The organism is Thalassobaculum sp. (assembly GCF_040219215.1).
Taxonomy (GTDB): domain Bacteria; phylum Pseudomonadota; class Alphaproteobacteria; order Thalassobaculales; family Thalassobaculaceae; genus Thalassobaculum_A.
Window position 1 is genome coordinate 705,820 of record NZ_JAVJSX010000008.1, and the last position, 20,503, is coordinate 726,322.

The 20,503-nt window shown below is 66.1% G+C and carries 17 protein-coding genes; 10 read left to right on the forward strand and 7 right to left on the reverse strand.

What is annotated here, in order from left to right; all coding sequences use genetic code 11:
- Nucleotide 1: 1 nt before the first annotated feature.
- Nucleotides 2-343 carry a hypothetical protein gene (locus RIC54_RS08775; protein ID WP_350086966.1) on the reverse strand — a complete coding sequence of 114 codons (342 nt, stop codon included), beginning with the start codon at nucleotides 341-343 and terminating at the stop codon, nucleotides 2-4.
- A 225-nt stretch (nucleotides 344-568) separates the two neighbouring features.
- Here RIC54_RS08775 and RIC54_RS08780 point away from each other — a divergent pair, with 225 nt between their 5' ends.
- Entirely contained in the window at nucleotides 569-943 is a 375-nt protein-coding gene (locus RIC54_RS08780; RefSeq protein ID WP_350086969.1) for a DUF4168 domain-containing protein, read from the forward strand.
- A gap of 80 nt (nucleotides 944-1,023) precedes the next feature.
- On the opposite strand, the gene RIC54_RS08785 is transcribed toward RIC54_RS08780, so the two are convergent.
- Together RIC54_RS08785 and RIC54_RS08790 are read right to left on the reverse strand one after the other, a co-directional pair.
- Nucleotides 1,024-1,878: a universal stress protein gene (locus RIC54_RS08785; protein ID WP_350086972.1), complete on the reverse strand. Its 855-nt coding sequence runs from the start codon at nucleotides 1,876-1,878 to the stop codon at nucleotides 1,024-1,026.
- A 13-nt stretch (nucleotides 1,879-1,891) separates the two neighbouring features.
- Complete coding sequence (locus RIC54_RS08790) at nucleotides 1,892-3,379, reverse strand: SulP family inorganic anion transporter (RefSeq protein WP_350086975.1); 1,488 nt, start codon at nucleotides 3,377-3,379, stop codon at nucleotides 1,892-1,894.
- An 819-nt stretch (nucleotides 3,380-4,198) separates the two neighbouring features.
- Here RIC54_RS08790 and RIC54_RS08795 point away from each other — a divergent pair.
- The 5 genes from RIC54_RS08795 to RIC54_RS08815 all read left to right on the forward strand — a co-directional run bounded on the left by RIC54_RS08795 (nucleotide 4,199) and on the right by RIC54_RS08815 (nucleotide 11,789).
- Nucleotides 4,199-6,844 carry a DUF4347 domain-containing protein gene (locus RIC54_RS08795; RefSeq protein WP_350086978.1) on the forward strand — a complete coding sequence of 882 codons (2,646 nt, stop codon included), beginning with the start codon at nucleotides 4,199-4,201 and terminating at the stop codon, nucleotides 6,842-6,844.
- A gap of 391 nt (nucleotides 6,845-7,235) precedes the next feature.
- Nucleotides 7,236-9,770 (forward strand): DUF4347 domain-containing protein, encoded by a 2,535-nt coding sequence (locus tag RIC54_RS08800; RefSeq protein WP_350086981.1) that lies wholly within the window; start codon nucleotides 7,236-7,238, stop codon nucleotides 9,768-9,770.
- A 72-nt stretch (nucleotides 9,771-9,842) separates the two neighbouring features.
- The gene (locus RIC54_RS08805) at nucleotides 9,843-10,223 is read left to right on the forward strand and encodes a RidA family protein (protein ID WP_350086984.1); all 381 of its coding nucleotides are present in this window, start codon (nucleotides 9,843-9,845) and stop codon (nucleotides 10,221-10,223) included.
- A 124-nt stretch (nucleotides 10,224-10,347) separates the two neighbouring features.
- On the forward strand, nucleotides 10,348-11,265 hold the full coding sequence (locus RIC54_RS08810; protein WP_350086987.1) for an NAD(P)-dependent oxidoreductase: 918 nt from the start codon (nucleotides 10,348-10,350) through the stop codon (nucleotides 11,263-11,265).
- Nucleotides 11,266-11,303: 38 nt separating this feature from the next.
- Nucleotides 11,304-11,789, forward strand: a complete 486-nt coding sequence (locus RIC54_RS08815) for a nucleoside deaminase (RefSeq protein WP_350086990.1) — start codon at nucleotides 11,304-11,306, stop codon at nucleotides 11,787-11,789.
- A gap of 9 nt (nucleotides 11,790-11,798) precedes the next feature.
- Here RIC54_RS08815 and RIC54_RS08820 read toward each other — a convergent pair whose 3' ends face one another.
- Nucleotides 11,799-13,223 (reverse strand): amidohydrolase, encoded by a 1,425-nt coding sequence (locus tag RIC54_RS08820; RefSeq protein ID WP_350086993.1) that lies wholly within the window; start codon nucleotides 13,221-13,223, stop codon nucleotides 11,799-11,801.
- Nucleotides 13,224-13,523: 300 nt separating this feature from the next.
- Here RIC54_RS08820 and RIC54_RS08825 point away from each other — a divergent pair, with 300 nt between their 5' ends.
- Nucleotides 13,524-14,438, forward strand: coding sequence for an amidohydrolase family protein (locus tag RIC54_RS08825; RefSeq protein ID WP_350086996.1), 915 nt, complete (start codon nucleotides 13,524-13,526; stop codon nucleotides 14,436-14,438).
- 70 nt (nucleotides 14,439-14,508) lie between these two features.
- Nucleotides 14,509-16,623 (forward strand): acetate--CoA ligase family protein, encoded by a 2,115-nt coding sequence (locus tag RIC54_RS08830; RefSeq protein WP_350086999.1) that lies wholly within the window; start codon nucleotides 14,509-14,511, stop codon nucleotides 16,621-16,623.
- Between the two features lie 174 nt (nucleotides 16,624-16,797).
- Here RIC54_RS08830 and RIC54_RS08835 read toward each other — a convergent pair whose 3' ends face one another.
- The 3 genes from RIC54_RS08835 to RIC54_RS08845 are packed head-to-tail and all read right to left on the reverse strand — an operon-like array spanning nucleotide 16,798 to nucleotide 18,632.
- The gene (locus RIC54_RS08835) at nucleotides 16,798-17,460 is read right to left on the reverse strand and encodes a transmembrane anchor protein (RefSeq protein ID WP_350087002.1); all 663 of its coding nucleotides are present in this window, start codon (nucleotides 17,458-17,460) and stop codon (nucleotides 16,798-16,800) included.
- Nucleotides 17,461-17,492: 32 nt separating this feature from the next.
- Nucleotides 17,493-18,227, reverse strand: coding sequence for a HupE/UreJ family protein (locus tag RIC54_RS08840; RefSeq protein WP_350087005.1), 735 nt, complete (start codon nucleotides 18,225-18,227; stop codon nucleotides 17,493-17,495).
- Between the two features lie 51 nt (nucleotides 18,228-18,278).
- Nucleotides 18,279-18,632: a hypothetical protein gene (locus RIC54_RS08845; RefSeq protein WP_350087008.1), complete on the reverse strand. Its 354-nt coding sequence runs from the start codon at nucleotides 18,630-18,632 to the stop codon at nucleotides 18,279-18,281.
- 123 nt (nucleotides 18,633-18,755) lie between these two features.
- Here RIC54_RS08845 and RIC54_RS08850 point away from each other — a divergent pair, with 123 nt between their 5' ends.
- Together RIC54_RS08850 and RIC54_RS08855 are read left to right on the forward strand one after the other, a co-directional pair.
- Complete coding sequence (locus RIC54_RS08850; RefSeq protein ID WP_350087011.1) at nucleotides 18,756-19,031, forward strand: metal-sensing transcriptional repressor; 276 nt, start codon at nucleotides 18,756-18,758, stop codon at nucleotides 19,029-19,031.
- Between the two features lie 12 nt (nucleotides 19,032-19,043).
- Nucleotides 19,044-20,402 carry an MFS transporter gene (locus tag RIC54_RS08855; protein ID WP_350087014.1) on the forward strand — a complete coding sequence of 453 codons (1,359 nt, stop codon included), beginning with the start codon at nucleotides 19,044-19,046 and terminating at the stop codon, nucleotides 20,400-20,402.
- The last annotated feature ends 101 nt before the right edge of the window (nucleotides 20,403-20,503 follow it).

Here is a 20,503-nt window from a genome sequence, read left to right on the forward strand (position 1 = left end):
ATCACTCGGGGCCGGTCAGCCGGCAGTCCGCTTCGTTGCGTTGCAGGCAAGCGACGAAGCGGTCGGCGTCGCGCACGGCCTTGGTGGCCTGATCCAACGAGCCCTTGAGGCATTGCTGGTACTCGACCAACTTCTCGCGGAACGTCTCGGCATCTTCCAGACAGCGACTGCGTGCCACGCCGGTGTCAGTGGCGGCCGAGGGATCGGTGCTGGGGACGATGGTTGCGCAAACGGGCGTCACCGGCTTGCTGCACAGGGACTGGCCTTGCGCGCCCGGGCTGGCGACAAGCAGCATTGTCGTCAGCGCAAGCGTGACGGTTGTTCGGAAAGGTCGCTCAGCCATCGGTTGGTGCCTGACTCCGTGTTGCCTGGGGCGTCGCCCTATCAACCCGTGACGGCCCGGCAGGTTTCACCGCGGCGCGCTGTGCATGAAAACTTGTCCGCCATGTCGATTTTTCGGGAATGCCGGGGCCGGATGTCTCGTCCTTAGGGCAGGCGGCGGGCCAGACCGGCCGCCTCAGAGCCCAAGTCGAAAGAAGGACATTCGATGCCCTTTATGTTCCGATCGATGACGAGTGCCGTTGGCATTGTCGCTCTGGCCCTGGCGATGCCGGTGGCCGCCCCGTCGGCCGAAACGGCATCTTCGCCGCGGTCATCGTCACGACCAGCGCCGGTGATCGAGTTCTCAGACGAGGAGCTGAAGCTGTTTGCGAGGACGTCCCTGGCGGTCGAGGCGATCAGCGGCAAGTGGCAGCCACGCATTTCCGGTGCCGGCAGCAAGACGGAAGAACAGGACATGCGCGAGCAGGCGATGGGTGAAATGGTCGAGGCCGTCGAACAGAAGGGCCTGTCCGTCGGCCGGTACAACCAGATCGCTCTCGCCGTGCAGTCCAATCCGGAAGTTGCCCGAACCGTACAGTCCTACCGGGCCGCGCAGCCGTAAGGCTGGGTCCGGTCACCGGGGCGACCGCGGCCTGCGCCACCCTCCCCGGGTTGGCGGTCGCCCCGGACCAATCCTGATGGTCAGCGGAACAGCAGGACCGGAATCTTGCAGGACCGCACCGTCTCGACTGTTGTCGAGCCGATGAACAGCGCCCGGATGCGGGAATGGCCGAAGGCGCCCATCACCAGCAGGTCGATGGCATCGCTCTCCACCGCCTTGGCGATGACGTCTTCGGGCTGACCCGGCCGGATCTCGCCGGTAGCGGAGTGGCCGGCAGCCGTGAGTTTCGCCACAGCGTCGTCCAGCCGGCGCCGCGCTTCCGTCGTTTCGGCGCCGACGGTCAGCAGCAGGCACTCGGTGCCGGTCAACAGCGGGCCGCTCGCCAGAGCGTCGATGGCCTTCAGCGCGCTGGCGCCGCCGTCGAAGGCGATCAAGGCGCGGCGGATCGGTCTGAACGCCCGTGACGCGACCAGCACCGGTTTGGTGGTGGAGCGCGCGACGCGCTCGAGATTCGAGCCGAGATGCAGCTTGGCGAAGTCGGCGGCCTCGCCGCGCTTGCCGATCACGATCAGGTCGGCATCCACCTGGAACTCGGCAACGGTCTCCAGCAGGTCGCCGTGACGCAGCTTGGTCGTGACGCCGTGGACCTTGCCTTCCAGGTTCTGCTTTGCCTGCTCGAGGATCAGCCGGCCACGCTTCTGCGCCAGCTTCGCCTTCTGCTCGTCCAGGGAGGCGAGTTCAGCCAGCAGGGTATCGCGAGCGTCGGCCGCCAGGTTGCCGGTGTAGTCGGCGCCGGGTGCGCTGGAGACATCGCGCCGGCCCAGAACGTGCACGATCTCAACCGACGCCCCGGTCCGCTCGGCGGCCCAGGCGGCGTGGTCGCACACGCTCTGCGCATAGATCGACGCGTCGATCAGAGCCAGAAGCTTGGTCAAAATCCGTTCTCCCTCAGTGCCCCATGAGGCGCTCGAGGGCGCCGGGCTTATCGTGTATGGCGAGCTTGTCGACGATGGTCTCGCTCGCCTCGTTGAGGCCGATGATGTCGACTTCGGCCCCTTCACGCCGGAACTTCAGCACGATGGTGTCCAGGGCGGCTACACTGGAGATGTCCCAGATGTGGGCACGGCGCACGTCAATGGTGACTTTCTCAAGGGCCTCCCGGAAGTCGAAGGCGTCCGCGAAATCGTCGGCCGAGGCGAAGAACACCTGGCCTTCGACCACGTAGGTCCGGGCGGCGCCGTCATCGGAGACGGTCGATGTGACCCGGAAGATCTGTGCGATCTTCCACGAGAAGAAGATGCCGGACAGCAGCACGCCAACCAGCACGCCAATCGCTAGGTTGTGGGTGGCGACCACGCCGACCACGGTGGCCAGCATCACGATCGACGAACTGCGCGGATGGTGCTTCAGATTGCGGATCGACGCCCAGCTGAACGTGCCGATCGACACCATGATCATGATCGCGACAAGGGCGGCCATCGGGATCAGCTTCACCCACTCACCGAGAACGACGATGAGGAACAGCAGGAAAATTCCGGCGCAGAACGTCGACAGCCGGCCGCGACCACCGGATTTCACGTTGATCACCGACTGGCCGATCATCGCGCAGCCCGCCATGCCACCGATGAAACCGGTTGCGACATTGGCAATGCCCTGGCCGACGCATTCGCGGTTCTTGTCGCTCTTGGTGTCGGTCAACTCGTCGACTACCGAGGCGGTCATCAGCGATTCCAGCAAGCCCACCGCAGCGATCGCCGCCGAGTACGGCAGCACGATCAGCAGCGTCTCGAGGGTCAGCGGCACATCCGGCAACAGGAACACCGGCAGGGTCGACGGCAACTCGCCCATGTCGCCGACGGTGCGCAGGTCGAGATCGAGACCGATGGTGAGGGCGGTCAGTACGACGATGCAGACCAGCGGCGACGGCACCACCTTGGTCAGGCGCGGCAGCAGGTAGATGATGCCCAGTCCGGCGGCCACCATGATGTAGGTGAGGTACGGTACGTCGATCAGTTCTGGCAGCTGCGCCATGAAGATCAGGATTGCCAGGGCATTGACGAACCCGGTCATCACTGAGCGGGAAACGAACCGCATGACGTAGCCGAGCCGGAACACTCCGGCGCCGATCTGCAACACTCCGGCCAGCACCGAGGCGACCAGGAGGTACTGCAGGCCGAAGTCGCGGACCAGGGTGACCATCAGCACGGCGGTTGCGGCGGTGGCGGCCGAGATCATGCCGGGTCGGCCGCCGGCGATCGCGGTGATCACGGCGATCGAGAACGAGGCGTACAGCCCGACCTTGGGATCGACGCCGGCGATGATCGAGAACGCGATGGCCTCTGGGATCAGCGCCAGGGCGACCACCAGTCCGGCCAGCACGTCACCGCGGATGTTGCCGAGCCATTCGTCGCGCAACCGCAACACCGAGAATGTCATTCAGTAAGCTCCTTGCCTGCCCTGCCGGAGGCAGGACGCAATCGAACGGATGTTCAGGAGATCCTGATATCCGCGGCGTGATATCGATGGCGCGCGAGCCAGTCGCCGCCGGAGAGCGATACGGGACCAAGCCGGGCTGTCACTTTAATGCTGCAGTGCAACATTAAGCGCAAGAGATACCCGCTCGTGGGTTGTCAGGCAAGTCTGGAGTTGGTTTGAGCGGTTCGACGACGTTCCGCCACAGGCTTTTGGCGAATATCATCCCGCTGTGGCGATGAACTGCTTGGAAGCGGGGGGCGGGACCTTCGCCAGGCCAACTCGGCAATGAGTTCGCGTCCTGCTGGTTTACGCCGCCGCTGAATGCGTAGCGCAGTCAGGTGATTCCCTGGCGAGCATTAACCATGCGGTCGGCAAGGTGCGCGCTGCGCAGCTGGTGCGGCCTGGTTGGATTTCTGGGGTTTCCGGCACCGACCACCTCGCTGACCAGATCGGCGTGCGGCGACGCAGCCGTCTCCGTCGTTAGCCAGAAATGCCAAGCTGTTGTTCACATCTGGGGATCATATTCGACCCACGCTTGCAGGCGTTAATCGCCTCATAACGCTTAACGGATTTTTAGGAAAAACAGCGTTATTTAAGATTTAAATATGATGTAATTGTCGAGACTGAACCCCGCCGATCCATCGTACGGAGGCTCGCAAGGAGCGCTCCTGACGCCCACCGACGATTTGTAAGACGCCCGCATTCAGCATTCCGACGGGCATCCGGAGCGATCCGGCAGCCCGAGATCCTGATCTTTGCCAAAGCAGGAGGACCTGCAGCATGACCTCGTTCGAAGCTAACCGGATGATCAACTCGACCCAGAGCAGCGAACTGCTGGTCATCGACGCCGCGGTAAGCGATTCGGCCCTGCTGGTCGATGGTCTGCGGCCCGGCATCGAGGTCCTTCATCTCGTTCCAGGCGGCCGTGGGCTGGAGCAGATTGCCGCGCACCTCGCCGGCCGGCGCGGGGTCACCGCGCTGCACATCCTCAGCCACGGCGAGCCAGGGGCCCTTCTGCTGGCCGGCGACCGCATCGATCTGCCGGCCCTGGCGATGCGCCATGGAGTCCTGTCCGATCTGGCCGAGACGCTGGCCGCCGACGCGTCGGTCGTGCTGTACGGCTGTTCGGTGGCGGCCGGGAGGCTCGGTCGTGGTTTCCTGGAGTATCTGGAGGCATCCCTCGGTGTCGATGTCGCTGCGTCGGTGAGCCCGGTCGGGGCTGCGGCCCTTGGCGGCGGATGGACCATGCGCAGCCGCGACGGAGCGGCGGTTGAACTGGTGTTTGCCGACGAAGCGCGGGCCGCCTTTCCGGGATTGCTGGCGAACACGACCGGTACCGCTGGTGCGGAAGTCCTGTCGGGTACGGCGGGCGACGACACGATCTCGGCGCTCGACGGCAACGACACCGTCTCCGCTCTTGACGGCAACGATCTGCTGTATGGCGATGCCGGGAACGACACGCTGTATGGCGGCGGCGGCGTCGACACGCTGTACGGCGGTGTTGGCAACGACTTCCTGTACGGCGAGACCGGCAATGACTTGCTGTTCGGTGAGGACGGCAATGACGGCATGTCAGGCGGTGACGGCGACGACACCTTGTACGGCGGTGTTGGCAACGACACGGTGATTGGCAGCAGCGGAGCCGACCGCCTGTATGGCGCAGAGGGCAATGACTGGATCTGGGGTGGGAAGGCCGACGACCTGCTGTACGGCGGAAACGGTGCCGACACCCTTACTGGTGGCGACGGCGCCGACTCGCTCTATGGCGAAGCCGACGATGACGTGATCAGCGGGGCCAGCGGCGAGGACATTCTGTTCGGCGGCGACGGCGCCGACACGCTCAGGGGCCAAGCGCAGAACGACACGCTGTCCGGCGGCCTGGGTAACGATGTCCTGTCCGGTGGTGCCAGTGACGACGTGATGTCCGGCGGTGGCGGTGACGACCTGCTGTATGGCGGTTCCGGTTTCGACACCCTGATGGGCGGCTCCGGCAACGACACCTTCACCGGCAGCGCGTCCGATCACAACAACGATACAATTTCCGACTTCGCGGTGGGCGACAGCATCGTCGTCACCGGCGCCGACCTGTCGTCGCTGAACGGCACCGCGGCCGGCGGGACGCTCGCCACCGGCAGTAACGGCGTTACCTTGAACGGCATCACCTCGGTGAGCGGGACGTACTCGGCGGTCTTTGCCGGTGGCAACACCACGATCACGCTGGTGGCGCCAGTGGTCGACAACGGCGGTGGCGGTGGCGGAGGCGGCACACTGGTGGTCAACGACACGACGCCGTCCAACACGACGGGCGGAGCGCGGGTCATCAGCAACAGCGGCGCGACTCCGGGCAGCGCTCCGATCGTGCAGAACACCGGCAACAACGGCAATGTGGTCACCGCCACGCTGCCCGGGTCGGTCAGCATCACTTCCGATGGCCCGGCGGCCGCGCAATCCGGCGATGATGCGGTTACGACCCTGATCTCTGCCATCGAGGCGCGGGGATCGACCGGCGAAGCCGGGCTGACCGGCAATGCCCAGACGTTTCTGACCAGGCTGGGCACGTCCTCGATGCTGGATATCCGCACGATCCTTCCGACACAGTCGGTCGGCATCACCACAGACGATCCAATCGTGATCTCCGGCAGCAGCGGCTCGAGCCAGTCCGAGGCGTTCGTGATCGACATGCGCTCGGTGTCCGGCAAGGAGCTGCAGGTCAACAACATCGAGTTCTTCTCGATCATCGGAAATGCCCGGGTCACCGGCGGGGCGGGCAACAACTACGCGGTCGGCGACGACAATTCGCAGTTCATCGACCTGGGCGAGGGTGATGACACCCTGTACGGCGGCAGCGGCGCCGACACGGTGTGGGGCGGCACCGACGCCGACGTGGTGTATGGCAATGTCGACAACGACGTGGCCTACGGCAACCAAGGCAGCGACACGCTGTTCGGCGGCAAGGGCAACGACGTGGTGTTCGGCGGCCAGGACGCAGACGTGGTGTACGGGAACCTCTCAGACGACGTGCTGTACGGCAATCTTGCGGACGACACCCTCTACAGCGGACAGGGCGACGACCTGCTGTACGGTGGTGGCGGAAACGACACGCTGATCGGCGGCTTGGGCAACGACATATTCCAGGGCGGCATTGGCAACGACCTGATTTCGACCGGCGTCGGCAGCGACGTCATCACCGTGCAGGCCGACAGCGGTGTTGATACGGTCACCGACTTCGACGGTGCATCCGGCGACCTGATCCAGCTGCAATCCAACATCAACGACGGCTCGATCGACACATTCGCGGAGTTGCAGGCGGCGGCGATCGACAACGCCGACGGGAATGTCGAGATCGCACTCGGCGGCGGCAGTGCGTTGATTCTGATGGGGGTCAACACCGGCCAGTTGCAATCGGACTGGTTCACCTTCGTCTGAACACGTCCGGGAGGCTGACCACTCGTCAACTCCCGATCAACCTCTGGCAGCGACGCCCACCGGGGTCCGGTGATCGGCGTCCGTTGCTGTTGGCCGCAGACCATTCAATCCGGTCAGGATTCCAAGAGCACCGGATATCCCGCCGAGTTCCATGAGGCACTGCGGTTGTATCTCCGGAACACCGGGTGAATTGTTGCCTACGAATAGGTATATAAAATTTTAGATTTATTGTTGAAAACTGCAGATGAAGCGCATATCGTTTCTACCGTGGGGAGAATTTAATAATCGTCGTTTGAGAATCACGACCGGCCAAAGTGCCGGCTCTGGGCGGGTGCCGTGGGTTATCCACTGCACTCTGCGGTTCATGGGTGCCAGAAAAGGACACGCCGAGATGACAGCCAATCCACCGCTTCAGGCGGGTAGCGCCCATCCAGATTCCGGTAACGAACTGCTGGTCGTTGATTCCGCAGTCGGCGACGCATCCCTGCTGGTGAGTGGCAGGCGGGCGGGGATGGATGTCCTGCATCTCGCACCCGACCGGCGCGGGCTGGAACAGATCGCATCCCATCTGGCCGGCCGGAGCGGGATTACCTCCCTTCACGTCCTCAGCCATGGCGAACCGGGCGCGCTGCTGCTAGCCGGCGATCGGATCGACCTGCCGGCGCTGGCGATGCGACGCGTTGCCCTGGCTGGCATTGCCAGCGCGCTGACCGAAGATGCCGAGGTGCTTCTGTACGGCTGTTCGGTGGCGGCCGGACCGCGCGGGCGCGGATTCCTGGAATATCTCGAAGCCGCCCTTGGGGCGGATGTCGCGGCTTCCGTGAGCCCGGTCGGCGCGTCGACGCTCGGCGGTTCCTGGACCCTGCGCGGGCGCAACGGCGCCGCTGTCGACCCGGCCTTCGCGTCATCGGCACGGGCCGCCTTCCCAGGGCTGCTCGCGTCATACGCAATGGACATCTTCGGCAACGGCATCACCGGGACAGTCAACGACGACAACTTCGACGCCAACGCCGGGGAGTTCAACGCCAACGACACGCTCAACGGGGCCGGCGGAACCGACACGTTGAACGTATACGGGGCGCAGGGAACGCTGACCCTGACGGCGACCACGATCACCAACATCGAGATCGTGAACATCACCGCGGGCGTCCAGGACATCACCACCAACGACGGCAACGTCGCTGCCGGTGAGACCCTGACCGTCAACGCCTCGACCAACAGTTCCAGCGTCACCTGGAACGGCGCCGCCGAGACCGACGGCGTCTTCTCATTGACTGGCGGCAGCGGCGCCGACTCCCTGGTCGGTGGCGCCGGCGCGGATACGGTTTCCGGCAATTCGGGGAACGATACGCTGCGCGGTGAGGCGGGCAACGACCGGCTCTTCGGCGGTACCGGCAACGACGCGCTATCCGGCGGCGCCGGGACCGACACCCTGTCGGGCGGCACGGGCAATGACCTTATGTCGGGTGGGGCGGACTTCGACGTCCTGGTCGGCGGTTCCGGCAACGATACGTTTACCGGCAGTGCGTCGGACCACAACGGCGATACAATTTCTGATTTCGCCACGGGCGACAGCATCGTGGTAACCGGCGTCGACCTGTCGTCGCTGAACGGCACGACCGCCAGCAGCACGCTCGCCACCGGCAGCAACGGCATCACCCTGACCGGCATCACGTCGGCCAGCGGCACGTTCGCGGCATCGTTCAGCGGCGGCAACACGACCATCACGCTGGTTGCGCCCGTGGTGGAAAGCGGCGGCGGCACGCCGGTGGTGGTGACCGACTCGACATCGACCGACACCACCGGCGGCGCCCGCACCATCACCAACAGCGGCAGCACGCCCGGAAGCGCACCGATCGTGCAGAACACCGGCAACAACAACAATGTGGTGACGGCCACTCTGCCGGGTTCGGTCAGCATCACCTCGGAGGGCCCGGCGACGGCACAGACCGGTACTGAAGCGGTCACCACCCTGGTCTCGGCGATCCAGGCTCGCGGATCGACCGGTACAACCGGTCTGGTCTCCAACGCCCAGACCTTCCTGACCAGACTCGGCACGACCTCCACGCTGGACATCCGCACCATCGTGCCGACCCAGTCGACCGGCATCACAACCGACGACCCGATCGTGATCGCCGGTAGCACCGGGTCGAGCCAGTCGGAAGCCTTCGTGATCGACATGCGTTCGATCTCCGGCAAGGTTCTTCAGATCGACAACATCGAGTTCGCCTCGATCATCGGTTCGGCCCGGGTGATCGGCGGGTCGGGCAACAACTACGCGGTCGGCGACGACAGCGCGCAGTTCATCTCGCTGGGCGAGGGCGACGACACCCTGTACGGCGGCGACGGCAACGACACCATCGGTTCCGCCAGCGGCAACGACGCGCTGTTCGGCGATGCTGGGAACGACACCGTCAACGGCGGCACCGGCGCCGACACGGTATGGGGCGGTACCGGCGACGACGCGGTGTACGGCAACCAGGACGCCGACGTGGTCTACGGCAACCTGGGCAACGACGTGGTGTACGGCAATCTCGGCAGTGACACGCTGTATGGCGGCGCCGGCAACGATCTGCTGTACGGCGGTGCGGGCAATGACACGCTGATCGGTGGCCTGGGCAACGACACATTCCAGGGCGGTCTCGGCAACGACCTGTTCTCCACCGGAACCGGCAGCGATGTGATCGCGATAAGCGCCGGCAACGGGGCGGACACGGTGTCCGACTTCGACGGCGCGGCCGGCGACCGGGTGCAGGTCGCGTCCAACATCAACGGCGGCTCGATCGACACCTTCGCCGAACTGCAGGCGGCGTCGACCAACAACGCCGACGGCAACGTCGAGATCGCGCTCGGTGGCGGCAACACCTTGACCCTGATGGGGGTCAACGCCGGCCAGTTGCAATCGGACTGGTTCACGTTCGTCTGACGCGGTGCTCTAGTACTGGCCGGCGTCACGCCGGGGCACTCCCTGCTCCGGAACCTGTCAACGGGGGCATCCATGATCGACTTCATCGACCAGCCGGCGCCCGGCGCGTCTCGGCCGTTCAGCCGCGCCGCCCGGGCCGGCAATCTCGTCTTCGTCTCCGGCCATTCGGCGCCCCACGACCCGGCGAACGGCATCCACCGCGGCGAGACCGCCGCCGAACAGGTTCGCGAAGCGCTGGCGATGGTGGCTGAGATCCTGGCCGACGCGGGCAGCAGCCTGGATCGGGTCGTGCAGGTGACGATGCTGATCACCGACCCCGCCGACTACGCCGCCTGCAACCACGAGTACGTGAAGCATTTCCCCGGTGGCCTGCCGGCCCGCCACACCGCCCGATTCGGCGTGCCGACCGACGCCAAGGTCGGCTTCGCCTGCATCGCGCTGGCCGGCGACTGACCGTCGCGGCGGGCTCGCGCCGCGTTAACGCTGCAAGGCGTTGATCCGGCTGCTCCTGTGTTGTCTGATGACCTGACTGGTGCTTCGGACTGCCGTCACAACTTTCAGCGTCTGGAACGCAATCATGTCGATTGGATTTATCGGCCTTGGCGGCATGGGGGCCGGCCTGGTGAAGAACTTGGCGCTCAAGGGCCAGGCGGTGCGCTGCTTCGACCTCGCGTCGGAGAGATCGCAGCCGATGGCCGGGTTCGGGGCCGAGCCGGTCGCCTCGGTTCGACTGGCTGCCGAGGGTGCCTCGATCCTGGCGCTGTGCGTCACCACCGCCGAGGCGGTCGAGGCGATCCTGTTCGGCGATGGTGGCGGGAAAGACGGGGGCGTGGCCGGGCTGCTGCCGGCCGGTGCCATCGTCCTGGACCACACCACGGTCAGCCCGGAGCATGTCGAGCGGATGAACGCGCGCTGCGCGGAACTCGACCTGCGCTATGCCGAAGCGCCGATCACCCGCACGCCGATCCACGCCGAGCAGGGCCGGGTGAACGTGCTGTTCGGCGGGACAGCGGAGCTGCTCGACGAGTTGCGCCCGGTGTTCGCCTGCTACGCCGAGAACGTCTTTCACGTCGGGCCGTCGGGCCACGCGACCCGCCTGAAGCTGATCCACAACTTCATCGCCTTCGCCAACGTCGCCGCGTTCTGCGAGGGCTTCGCGCTGGCCGCCCGCGAGGGCCTCGACATGACCAAGGTGATCGACATCATCTCGGCGGCCGGTGGCAAGTCCGGGATGATGGACCTGTACGGCGAGAAGACGCTGCGACGGGATTTCGCGCCGTACATGTCGCTGTCCAACGCCGAGAAGGACGTCAAGTACTACGCCCAGTGGCTGGAGGCGGCAGGGCTGCCGAGCGGCATGGCCGAGGCGGTTCACCGGACCTACGCGAACGCCTCCGACCTCGGGCATGGTGGCGAAGGCTGCACGGCGGTCATCAAGCCTTACGAGCGGGCCTCCGGGGTCGAGGCCAGGCTGCCGGACGAGGCCGGGTCATAGGGGGACCGGGAGCCGCGGGGCGGAGACAGGAGGACGGGATGGTGGACGACACGGATCGCAAGCATCTGCGGCGCGCCCTGGAACTGGCGCGCGAGTCCCTGGAAGCCGGCGACGCGCCGTTCGGCTCGGTGCTGGTGGCAGCCGACGGGACCGTTCTGGCCGAGGACCGCAACCGCACCGGCGGCGGCGACCGCACCCGGCACCCGGAATTCGCGCTGGCCCGCTGGGCGGCCGAGAACATGAAGCCCGAGGATCGACCCGGCGCGACGGTCTACACATCCGGCGAGCATTGCCCGATGTGCGCCGCCGCCCACGGCTTCGTCGGCCTCGGCCGCATCGTCTACGCCGGCTCGTCCGGCCAGTTGGCGGGATGGCGCGCGGAGCTTGGCGCCCCGGCCTCGCCGGTGCGGGCGCTGCCGATCCGGGAGGTGGTGCCCGGCCTCGCCGTGGAAGGCCCGGTGCCGGAGTTCGCCGAGGAGCTTCAGGATTTGCACCGGCGCTACCACGAAGCCACCACCCGCTGAGGCCCGCCTCTACTCCGCCGGGCGTGGCTGCAGGGGCGGCTGCACGTCGTCGGGGATCGGGCAGACATAGGGCTGCCGGGCCAGCCGCTCGCGGTGGTCCGTCTTGGCGCGCTCCAGCAGCCGCTCGTCCGAGAACAGCATGCGCGCCGTCGCGCCCATCACCTGCCCGGCGTAGGTCATGCCCTTGTGGGCGGCCGGCGCCTTGCCCTGGGCGGTGATCTGCCAGGTGTGGCCGGGGGTGCCGATGGCGTGGGTGGCGACCAGGGCCTGCACGGTCGGCACCGCCCACGACACGTCGGCCACGTCGGTCGACCCCATCATCCTGTCGCCGATCACCGTGCGCGGGACCACGTAGTCGCACAGCGGCTCGCCCTGGCGTGGCTCGATCCCGGCGCGGCGGTAGGCGGCGGTGATGTCCTCGGCCGTCAGGGTGGCCTGGATGCGGGCCGCGTAGGCCCGGTCGTCGTCGTCGAACGCGACCCCGCCCAGCCCGTCCATCGCCGCCTGCATCGCCTCTTCGAGCGGGGTGTTGCCCAGCAGGTTCGACACCGCCGATATCACCTTGATGCCCACCGCCGTCTCGGTCATCAGTGCCGCCCCCTGGGCGACCTTCCTGACTCGCTCGATCAGCGCCAGCATGCCCGGCAGGTCGGTTGCGCGGACGGTGTAGCGGACCTTGGCTGTGCCCTGCACGACGTTCGGTGCGGTGCCGCCGGCGTCGAGATAGGCGTAGTGGATGCGCGCCGAGCTCGGCATGTGCTCGCGCATGTAGTTGACCCCGACGTTCATCAACTCGACCGCATCCAGCGCGCTGCGCCCCAGGTGCGGCGATACCGCGGCGTGGCTGGTCCGGCCGGTGAAGGTGAAGTCGATGCGGGTGTTGGCGAGGCTGTGGGCGTCGAACACCTTGGTCATGGCGTTCGGGTGCCAGGTGATCGCGGCGTCGACGTCGGCGAACGCGCCGTCGCGCACCATGAAGGCCTTGGCGGCCCCGCCCTCCTCGGCCGGGCAGCCGTAGTAGCGCACCCGCCCGGGCGTGCCGGTGGCCTCCAGCCAGTCCTTCAGCGCGCAGGCCGCCAGCAGGGCGGCCGAGCCCAGCATGTTGTGGCCGCAGCCGTGGCCGGCACCTCCGGCGACCAGCGGCCTCGGCTCGGCGATGTTGGCCTCCTGGCTGAGCCCCGGCAGTGCGTCGTACTCGCCCAGGATGGCGATCACCGGCCCGCCTTCGCCGGCCTCGCCCAGCACCGCGGTCGGGATGCCGCACAGCTCCTCGGTCACGCGGAAGCCCTTGGCGCGCAGGGTGGCGGTGTGCTCGGCGCAGGACCGGTACTCGGCGTACAGTGTCTCGGGCATGCCCCACACGCGGTCGGACAGCACGATCAGGTCGGCGCGGTGGCTGTCGATGTGCGGCAGGATCGGATCGGTGTTCAGCATGGCGGATTCCCTGGGCTGGGGAGCGGCCCGGATGGGACGCGGGTCGGGCGGGAGCGGAAGGATTCCACAGATGCGCGGCGTTGGGGATGGGGTTTGTTGCGGCGACGCCACGCTGATTGCGGCACCCGCTGACTGATGTTCTCAGGCCACCGGCAATGTGAGAACATCGGCCGACCCGCCCCGTTCAGCGCTCCGATAACCCGGCCTGAATAATCAAGAATCCACGAGGCTGTCCCGGATGACCCCCGAGAGCGGGTCATCGCGGACAGCCCCTTCGAGAACGTCCAGAAGGGAAACACGATGCGCCCGATCATCGACATGGAAATCGAAGCCCCGCTGTCCGAGGCCGCCCTGCGCGTCCAGGAGATCGGCAAGGGCCGGCCCGGCACCCCGATGGGCGAGTCGTTGGCCCGGCCCGATGGATACGGGTTCGCCAACTACGGCACCGTTTTCGGCGGCGGCTCGACCGGATCGGCGACGAAGGGCTTCGCGCCGGATGCGCTCGACCGTCAGTTCGAGGCGATCGTCGCGGACATGGACCGGGCCAACATCGAGTACGGCTTCCTGTGCAACATGCTGAACAGCGAGATCGGCGACATCCACCGCAAGCATCCCGGCCGCTTCAGGATGTTCGCCCTGATCGATCCGATGGACGGCATGCGCGGGGTGAGGGAGCTCGAACGGCTGGTGCGCGAGGACGGCGCCAACGGCTTTCGCGTGACCGCGCTCAGCAACGGCCTGCCGGCCAGCGACCGGCGCTACTATCCGCTGTACGCCAAGTGCGTCGAGCTGAACGTGCCGGTCAAGATCTACAGCACCATGAACTACGCCAACGACCGGCCCTACGATCTCGGCCATCCGCGCCACCTCGACCAGGTCGCCATCGACTTTCCCGAGTTGAAGATCGTCGCCGGGCTGGGCGGCTGGCCGTGGGTCGCCGACATGGTCGGCCTGCTGGCCCGGCACCCGAACCTGTACTGCGACACCTCGGCCCACCGGCCGCGCTATTTCGCCAAGCCGGGGGCCGGCTGGGAGATGTTCATGCAGTTCGGCAACACCCGCCTCCAGGACAAGATCATGATCGGGATGTCGCGCTACCTGTTCGGGTGCCCGTTCGAGGAGCTGATCGAGGAGTACAGCCAGCTTCCGCTGAAGGAGAAGGTCTTGGAGAAGTGGTTCTACCACAACGCCAAGCGGTTTTTCGAAGGCGACTGAACCCGGCGATCCACGCCCGCCCGACTGCCACGTCCACCCGACTGCCACAGCCGCACAGCAAGGGGTCACGATGACCAGGGATGTTTCGTCTCTCATCAGGCCGGCGACGATCGCCGTCATCGGCGCGTCCGCCACCAAAAGAGCCCAGGGCAACGCCGTAATCGACAACCTGCTGAGCCGGGACTGCGCAAGCCGGATCATCCCGGTCCACCGCAGCGCCGGGACGATCCAGGGCCTGGCGACCGTCGCGGCCATCGAGGACCTGCCGGACGGGGTCGATCTCGCAGTCGCCTCGGTGCCCGCCGGTGCCGCCGCCGAAACGGCGCGGGCGCTGGAAGCGCGCGGCGTGAAGTCGGCGATCTTCTTCGCGTCGGGCTTCTCGCAGGCGGACGGCGAGGCGTTCCGCGCCCTGGCCGCCGCGAGTGCGATGAACATCCAGGGCCCGAACTGCATGGGCCTGATCAACCTCAACGACGCGCTGTTCCTCTATCCGGCGACGACGTCGAGCAAGATCAGGGCGGGCCGGGTCGCGTTCGTCGCGCAGTCCGGCTCGGCGGCGATCACCCTGATGAATTCGGCCGAGTTCGGCATCTCCAAGATCATCACAGTCGGCAGCGAGTTCCAGCTGACCGCCGCCGATTACATGGGCTGGCTGGCGACCGACGACGATACCGCCGCGATCGGCGTGGTGCTGGAGGCGATCAAGGACCCGGACGCCTTCGCCCGGGCCGCGCGCCGGATCCGCGACAACGGCAAGTCCCTGGTCATCCTGAAGGTCGGCAACTCCGAGGTCGGGTCGGCCGCGACCCTCGCCCACACCGGCTCCATGACCAACGACGCCGACACCTACCGGCTCTACTTCGAGGCCAACGGCATCGCCACCGTGGACGATTACGACGAGTTGAACGCGTCCCTGGAGATCCTGTCGCGCCACGGCCAGCGGCACGGCACGGGCCGGCTGGCGATCGTCGGCATCTCGGGCGGGCAGACCGCGCTCGCCTGCGACGTCGCCGCGGCGGCCGGCATCGAACTCGCGCGCTTCAGCGACGCCGTGGTCGCCCAGGTCGGCCGGGTGTCGCCCGGCACCCTGGCCCAGAACCCGATCGACTTCGGCTCGGTGGTCGACGAGGCCGCCCGCGACATCGCCGGCTCGATCAAGGCCGTGCTCGACGACGACGGCATCGACATGCTGGCCGTGATCCAGGACTGTCAGGCCGGCCTGCACCCGAAGTCGCTGGAATCCTACACCACGCCGATCGACGCTTATTGCCGCAGCGCGCAGGCCGCCTCGAAGCCGATCGTCGCGATCTCGCCGACGTCGGAGGAGATCCACCCCGGCATCCGCGCGAAATTCGAGAGCCACGGCATTCCGGTTGTCAGCGGCCTGCGCGAGGGCCTGGTCGGGCTCCGGACGATCGCCCGGCCCCGGCCGTCCGCACGTACCGAGTCGTCGCAGACCCCCGGGACGGTCGCGCGAAGGACCCGCGCCCTCGACCTGATCCGGGACGGGCTGACAGGCGGCCGGTCCCAGCTGGCGCCGGACACCTGCCTGCAGATCCTGGCCGCCTACGGCATTCCCACACCACCGTCCCTGGTCGTGCGGAACGCCGCGGAGGCGGTGCAGCGGGTCGCCGAGGTCGGGTTCCCTCTGGCCGTCAAGGTCGCGTCCAAGGACATCGCCCACCGCTCGGAACTCGGCGGCGTCGTGCTGGGCGTGACCGACGCGGACGGGCTCACGGCGGCGATCGCCCGGATCGCCAAAAGCGTCGCGGCGGCCGCACCCAAGGCCGTGATCGACGGCTACGAGCTGCAGCGCGAGATCCGCGGCGACCTGGAGGCGGTGATCGGTTTCGTCGCCTCGCCGCCGTTCGGCGTCAAGGTCATGGTCGGCACCGGCGGGACGCTGGTGGAGCTGACCGGCGATCTGGCCATGGGACTGGCGCCGCTGACGGTGGCGGACGCCCAGGATCTCATCGCCTCGACCCGGCTCGGCACGCGCCTGGACGGCTACCGGAACCTGATCGCCCGGACCGACACGCGGCCGCTCGCCGAGCTGGTCGCGAACCTGTCGCTGATGGCCCGCGACCTGGGCGACCGGATCACCGGCTGCGACCTGAACCCGGTGATGATCCGCGCCGGATCCGGCGACGTCGTCGCCGTCGACGTGCTCATGACGGTGGGGTGACGCGGTTGTGCTGCTTCGCGGGAATACGGACCGAGGCACGCAGACCCAGTTCACGCCGCCACCTATTGATTGGATGAGAAAGGCCGGTCACCCGGCCTTCCCATGCAGGTATCTTCGCTCTGATCCAGCCGCCCGACAGCCATTGCGATGCGGCTATCAGAATTGATGAAACGCTCAATCGAACCGCTTGATCTCGCTAAACTCCCCGCTGACGACGAGGGTAATGGTCACGGGCTGAGAGTTGCGGTTTCGCCAGAACCATCCGTGGTTGCCGGTGAAGGCAGCCGTAAGCGTGCCTTTCTGGCCTTCGACGGATCGCCCTTTCTCGTAGCTGATCTTCTGGCCACTACCGTCTCCGTGCAGGTCGAAATTGACCTTTCCGCCCTCGGCAAACCAGATGAAGTCAGCGACCGCACCTTCCAGCATCACCAGCTTGATCTCAATGCCTTGACCTGGTTCCAGGGTGAAGACGACCTCATCGTTCACCCCGGTGCCCGGTCCATGGCCGCCGGAGCCATGGGCGTGGGCCGTCGAGATGAACAGGCTCGGCAGCCGATCGAACCAGCTTGAACTCTTGTCCTCCGCGTTCGCCGGGGTCTGGTTCTGGAGGCCCCGCAGCCGGTCTTCCTCGGCTTCCTCGGCCAACTGGGTCTTGATCTCACCCATCTCGGCCAATCCGATCAGCCGACCAATCCGGGTGGGGTCAATGCCGTACTCGGCGGGCAGGATGATGGTGATCAGGATGACGATGGCCGCCAAGACCGCGATGATGGTCGAACGGATCAGTTGGGCCGAGCTGGGCAGGTCGTCGGGGTTGGGCTTGTTGGCGTTGTACATGTCTGGATTCCTTTCGTGCCGAAGCCGTTCCGTCAGGCGACGAAGTAGCCGGTAAGCTGGTAGCCGATCAGCATGAAGCCGAGCGACATCATGACGACGTTCGCGGTGTAGGCGTGCTTCCAGAAGCTCTCGGTCTTCCGCCAGTACCCCATGGCGATCAGGATCATGGCGAGAGCGATGATCTGGCCGATTTCGACGCCGACGTTGAAGGCGATGAGGTTCACCAGAAGCCCGTCGGGAGCCACGTCGTACTCGAGAACCTTGGTGGCGAGACCGAGGCCGTGGAACAGGCCGAAGATCAAGGTCGCGGCCTTGGTGTCGGGTTGAAATCCGAACCACCGCTGATAGGCCCCAAGATTGTCCAATGCCTTGTAGACCACCGACAGGCCGATGATGGCGTCGATGACGTAGGCGTTGACGTTCCAGTTCAGGTAGACGCCCAGCAGCATCGTCATGGAGTGCCCGAGGGCGAACAGGCTCACATAGAGGGCGACGTGCTGCATCCGGTAGAGGAAGAACACGACTCCGAACAGGAACAGCAGATGGTCGTATCCGGTGACCATGTGCTTGGCCCCGAGATAGAGAAACGGGACGATGTGAATTCCGGTGATTTCCAGGATGTAGCCCTTGTCGCCCTCGGTGACGTTATGGGCAAACGCCGTGGACGCACTGGCCAGGAATATTGCGGCAAACCCCAAGAGCACTGCCGGTGCTCGGGCCGGCTTCCACCTATTCAGGGTGGCACCGACCGACGAAGTCGATCTCATGTTTCGATCCGCTGTGATGTCGCTGGGAGGGTGACCCGGTCACGCGACCGGTCAGGCGGCACTCACCTCTGACGGCGGACGGTCTCCACTCGGTTCATAGGCAGGGAGGCAGGCAAGCGGTGGCCCGAGGATGCAACTGTCCGGCCCGCCGGTCGCGCGTTGAAGGTCGAGAGAGAGGATGCCGACCGGATGATCGTGGTCGACGGAATCGTGATCGAGGCAGGTCGCGTCGCTCGTGCCTGCGTCGAGATCGTGACCATGCCCGTGGTCGTCGTCCGCGTCGTGGGCTGTCGAATAGGCAACCTCGTCCCCGACCTTGGAGATCAGCCCGTCACCGTGTCCCGCCATGTGGGCCGAGACTTGATGCGATGCGGAGGCCGCGACGGCCAAGGCCAGCAGCAACACGAGAACTCTCGTCAAACGCCGATATGTTCGGTTTCCGACCAAATCACGGTCCCTTGCCGCCATCACTGCTCGCCGCTCACCCGACAGCTTGCCATATCCTCCCAGGGAGGATACCGATTAGGTATGACAGAACCTCATCGACATGCAACCCACGGCGATATCGTCAAGCGTCTGAGGCGGGCGAACGGACATCTCCTCAGCGTCGTCTCGATGATCGAGGGCGGCCGGAGCTGTACCGAGATCGCCCAGCAACTCCATGCCGTGGAGAAGGCGATCACCCAGGCGAAACGGACCCTGATCCGGGATCACATCGACCATTGCCTCGACGTTGCGGCCCAGCCCGGCGACCGGGACCCCGAGGCTCTGTCCGACTTCAAGACGATCACCAAATTCCTTTGAGCGGTGGGCGGAATGTTGAGCGTCCTGGGCAATCGAACCTATCGGCATCTCTTTCTGGCCCAGGTCCTGTCGCTGATCGGGACCGGACTGACGACCGTCGCCCTCGGACTGCTCGCCTACGACCTGGCCGGAGAGCGGGCGGGCCAGGTGCTCGGCACGGCCCTGGCGATTAAAATGGTCGCCTATGTCGGTCTCGCACCCGTCGCCGCAGCCCTGGCGGGGAAAGTGCCGCGACGGCAGTTCCTGGTCGGCCTCGATCTCTGCCGGGCGGGAATGGTGCTGGTGTTGCCGTTCGTCTCGGCGATCTGGCAGGTCTACCTTCTGGTGTTCCTGTTCCAGGCCTGCTCGGCCGCCTTCACCCCGACCTTCCAGGCGACCATTCCAGACGTTCTTACCGACGAGAAGGATTACACCAACGCTCTTTCCCTTTCCCGGCTCGCCTATGATCTCGAATCGCTTATCAGTCCGATGCTGGCAGGTCTGCTGCTCACAATCTTCAGTTTCCACTGGCTGTTCGTCGGCAACGGTATCGCCTTCCTGGCGTCGGCAGCTCTGGTCATCTCGGTGGTGCTCCCGGCGATCCGTCCCGAAAGCGTTGTCCGACCGTTCCGCGAAAGGCTGACGCGGGGAGCGTTCATCTACCTGCGGACGCCACGGCTCCGAGGGTTGCTGGCGTTGAGCTTCGCGGTATCGGCGGCGGGATCGATGGTGATCGTGAACACGGTCGTCTATGTCCGTGAGGTGCTTGGAGGTGGTGACCAGGACGTGGCCTTCCTGTTCGCGTCCTATGGGGTTGGGTCGATGCTGGTTGCACTCGTCCTGCCACGCCTGTTGGACCAGCGGCACCCCCGAACCGTGATGCTGTCCGGTGGAGGGCTGCTCGCCATCGCCTTGCCGCTTGGCGTCCTGGCACCCGGCTACGCGGCAGCGATGGGGCTCTGGGCGATTGTAGGAATCGGCGGTTCCCTGATCATGACGCCCTCCGGACTGCTGCTGCGTCGGTCGTCGCACGCGGAGGATCGACCTGCCCTGTTCGCCGCTCAGTTCGCCCTGTCACACGCATGCTGGCTGCTCGCCTATCCGACGGCTGGATGGCTTGGCCCTCTGATCGGGCTTCCGAACACCTTTGTCGTTCTGGCCGGGGGTGTTGTGCTGGGGTGCGTCGTCGCATGGAGGGTCTGGCCGCCCGAGGACCCGGAGGTTATCGAGCACGAGCATGATGGCGTCACGCATCGGCACGGCGAGCCCGACGACGAGCATCATGCCAGAGGCCGCGTCGAGTGGCAGTCAGACGGCTCGCACAGCCATAGACCCGTCCGGCATGCCCATGCCTTCGTGATCGACGATCACCACCCGGCGTGGCCGCGATAGTCATACTCAGCCATCAGAGCACGCAGGTTCTTGAGATATCTCGTCCACATCGGGTCCGAGGCGGCCGGATCATACCGCCTCTCATAAACTCCACCATGCGG

Excerpts from the sequence above, each read along its gene's own strand:
- RIC54_RS08855 (WP_350087014.1), top strand. The coding sequence starts at position 19,044 with ATGTTGAGCGTCCTGGGCAATCGAACCTATCGGCATCTCTTTCTGGCC.
- RIC54_RS08795 (WP_350086978.1), top strand. The coding sequence starts at position 4,199 with ATGACCTCGTTCGAAGCTAACCGGATGATCAACTCGACCCAGAGCAGC.
- RIC54_RS08830 (WP_350086999.1), top strand. The coding sequence starts at position 14,509 with ATGACCAGGGATGTTTCGTCTCTCATCAGGCCGGCGACGATCGCCGTC.
- RIC54_RS08840 (WP_350087005.1), bottom strand. The coding sequence starts at position 18,227 with ATGAGATCGACTTCGTCGGTCGGTGCCACCCTGAATAGGTGGAAGCCG.
- RIC54_RS08825 (WP_350086996.1), top strand. The coding sequence starts at position 13,524 with ATGCGCCCGATCATCGACATGGAAATCGAAGCCCCGCTGTCCGAGGCC.
- RIC54_RS08835 (WP_350087002.1), bottom strand. The coding sequence starts at position 17,460 with ATGTACAACGCCAACAAGCCCAACCCCGACGACCTGCCCAGCTCGGCC.
- RIC54_RS08800 (WP_350086981.1), top strand. The coding sequence starts at position 7,236 with ATGACAGCCAATCCACCGCTTCAGGCGGGTAGCGCCCATCCAGATTCC.
- RIC54_RS08805 (WP_350086984.1), top strand. The coding sequence starts at position 9,843 with ATGATCGACTTCATCGACCAGCCGGCGCCCGGCGCGTCTCGGCCGTTC.
- RIC54_RS08850 (WP_350087011.1), top strand. The coding sequence starts at position 18,756 with ATGACAGAACCTCATCGACATGCAACCCACGGCGATATCGTCAAGCGT.
- RIC54_RS08815 (WP_350086990.1), top strand. The coding sequence starts at position 11,304 with ATGGTGGACGACACGGATCGCAAGCATCTGCGGCGCGCCCTGGAACTG.
- RIC54_RS08810 (WP_350086987.1), top strand. The coding sequence starts at position 10,348 with ATGTCGATTGGATTTATCGGCCTTGGCGGCATGGGGGCCGGCCTGGTG.
- RIC54_RS08775 (WP_350086966.1), bottom strand. The coding sequence starts at position 343 with ATGGCTGAGCGACCTTTCCGAACAACCGTCACGCTTGCGCTGACGACA.
- RIC54_RS08780 (WP_350086969.1), top strand. The coding sequence starts at position 569 with ATGACGAGTGCCGTTGGCATTGTCGCTCTGGCCCTGGCGATGCCGGTG.
- RIC54_RS08820 (WP_350086993.1), bottom strand. The coding sequence starts at position 13,223 with ATGCTGAACACCGATCCGATCCTGCCGCACATCGACAGCCACCGCGCC.
- RIC54_RS08790 (WP_350086975.1), bottom strand. The coding sequence starts at position 3,379 with ATGACATTCTCGGTGTTGCGGTTGCGCGACGAATGGCTCGGCAACATC.